We start from the raw sequence: 2,154 nt of genomic DNA on the forward strand, positions 1-2,154 counted from the left end.
ATCCCCGCCGGCGGCCGCAAAGGTGGCGGCATCGGCGCAGAAGCGAGCAACCCAAAACCGACGCGCGCTCTTTACAAGCGGCTCGTGGAACATGCTGAAAGCATCGGTGCAACCGAACTATCGCTCAGCGATTTCTCGTGCCGTTACCTGGTCGTCGATGACATCTGGATCCCGCTTGGCGAATCACTCCTGATCACCCGCTTCTCTCCCCTGTGGAACCTGTTGTTGGATGGCTTTGGCAACCACGACCCCGGAGCCGGTCGCTACAACGGCCTGGTTCCCAAATGGGACGTGCTTCACCCAGGTCGAAGTTGGGCCACCAAGTGCCGACCGCGTGTGGAAACGGCCACCCAAATTGCCAAAGAGGCTGCAGCCTGGCTGAGCCAAGCTCCGGGCTTGGCGCAATCACGCTATGTCGCCAAGGAAGCTGAGGCGAGGTACGGAGCCCTACCAGAAGGCGACGCTAGCTGATGCGCAACGAAGGGCTCACGCGACACGTTCTTGCCTTCACAGGTACTTCGCCCACAACTCGTTCGAAAACACCCCACGCGGGTCCACACGCTGCTTGAGCTCGCGCAAGGCCTTCGCCTCCGGGTAGGCCCGGTCAAACTGCTGCTGCGTGGCGTGCAGTTGATAAGGCAGGTAATAGCGCCCCTCGCAACGCAGGACCAGGTCGATCAGCTCACGCGTCCACACGCCAACGACCTTCTGCGCCCGCTCATGCGTGCGCTGCTTGTGATACAGCACGAACGAGAACACCTCTTCCCTGGCCCACGGCAACAGCGAGTCCGCATCCGCCGGTGAGTGGCGAATGGACACGTTCAATGCCTCCACGTCGTGCTCACGCAGCACCGTCGCCATGCCCCGAGCAAAGGCCACGAAGTGCCTGGGCGGCACAAAGTACTCCTGCAGCACGTAGGTGGACATGCGCCGCGTGCGCGGCTCCAGTTCGGCCACATCCAGGCTGGCTTCGTGGTTGCGCCACACCACCGCCGGGGCCTTGTTGAGCAGCGGGTGCACCACCGATTTGCGCAGGCGCTCGGCCCCCGGCACCTCGGTCATCAGCCAGATCATGTTCTGCTCCAGGCTGTAACGCTGGCCTTCGGCCACCAGGCGCGCGGGCTCGGTGAGCGCCTTGTCCGTTCGCCGCCAGGAGACCGACACGGGCTCGTCGAAGTAAGGCGGCATCAGGTCGGCGTTGTGCATCAAGCTGGCCGGGTCGCCCTGCACGCGGGCGCGGAAAAAGGCCGGGTAGTTCTCCAGCGCCACAGGCTGCACCACGCGCTCCATGCGCTCGTTGGGCACCAGGTCCAGCTCCACTTCGGTGATGACACCGATGGCACCATAGCCGCCCAGGGCGGCCCGAAACAGCGACGCGTTCTGCTGCCGACTGACCTCCACCACCTTGCCATCGGCCAGCACCAGTTGCAGCGCACGCACGGAGTGGCCCACCGGCCCATTGCCCACGTAGCGGCCATGTGCGTTCACCGACACCGCACCACCCACCGTGAAGTTGGCGTAGCTCTGCATGGTCGTGACGGCCAGGCCTTGCGGGTCAATGAGGGCCTGCAGGTCTCGCCAGCGCATGCCAGCTTGCACGCGCACCTTCTGCTCAAGCGCGTTCAGCCAGACCAACTGGTTCATCTGGCGCATGTCCAGGTGCAGGCCGCCATCCACGGCCACCTGGCCACCCATGCTGTAGCGACCTCCCCCCACGGCCACGCGCCCCGGCCAGGAGGCAAGCGCCTTGCCCACCTCGTCGGCCGAGCGCGGCGTGGCAATGCGGGCCACGCGCACGCTGTAAATCTGCGTCACGTTGGCCACCAGCAAAGCAGGGGCGGCGAGCACATGCGGCAAGCCGGGCGCCGCAACGAGGCCGGCGCCAACCAAAGCCTGCACGAGCAGGCGGCGGCGGGTGAGTGGTACGTTCATGGTGGGTCCCTGGTGTGTTTGACGGGTAGTTTGCTCGATGCCGGCAGGCCGCGAAAATGCACAACCGCTCAAAGCCAGCCCCACAGGCTGATGAGCTGTACATTCATACAGTTGGTGACTCACACCTTGCGCACTCTGAGGACCTCCGCCTTGCCCCCCAAGCCCACGCGGGCACACCTGTCGCGCCTGATGAAGATCTGGCGCTCGGCCGGCTGGCCCAGC

At 65.1% G+C, this 2,154-nt stretch carries 2 protein-coding genes; one reads left to right on the forward strand and one right to left on the reverse strand.

The window, feature by feature from the left end; genetic code table 11:
* Window positions 1–471 (forward strand): Eco29kI family restriction endonuclease (locus B2W70_RS06285; RefSeq protein WP_286743926.1); only part of this gene is annotated, 471 nt, incomplete at its 5' end.
* A 36-nt stretch (window positions 472–507) separates the two neighbouring features.
* Here the strand turns inward: B2W70_RS06285 and B2W70_RS06290 are convergent.
* Window positions 508–1,932 carry an FAD-binding oxidoreductase gene (locus B2W70_RS06290; protein ID WP_286743927.1) on the reverse strand — a complete coding sequence of 475 codons (1,425 nt, stop codon included), beginning with the start codon at window positions 1,930–1,932 and terminating at the stop codon, window positions 508–510.
* Between the last annotated feature and the right edge of the window lie 222 nt (window positions 1,933–2,154).

It is taken from the genome of Aquabacterium sp. UBA2148, from assembly GCF_002328915.1.
Lineage (GTDB): Bacteria > Pseudomonadota > Gammaproteobacteria > Burkholderiales > Burkholderiaceae_C > Aquabacterium > Aquabacterium parvum.

What these genes read in the sequence shown, in the direction of transcription:
- B2W70_RS06290 (WP_286743927.1), bottom strand. Translation starts at nt 1,932, where the DNA reads ATGAACGTACCACTCACCCGCCGCCGCCTGCTCGTGCAGGCTTTGGTT.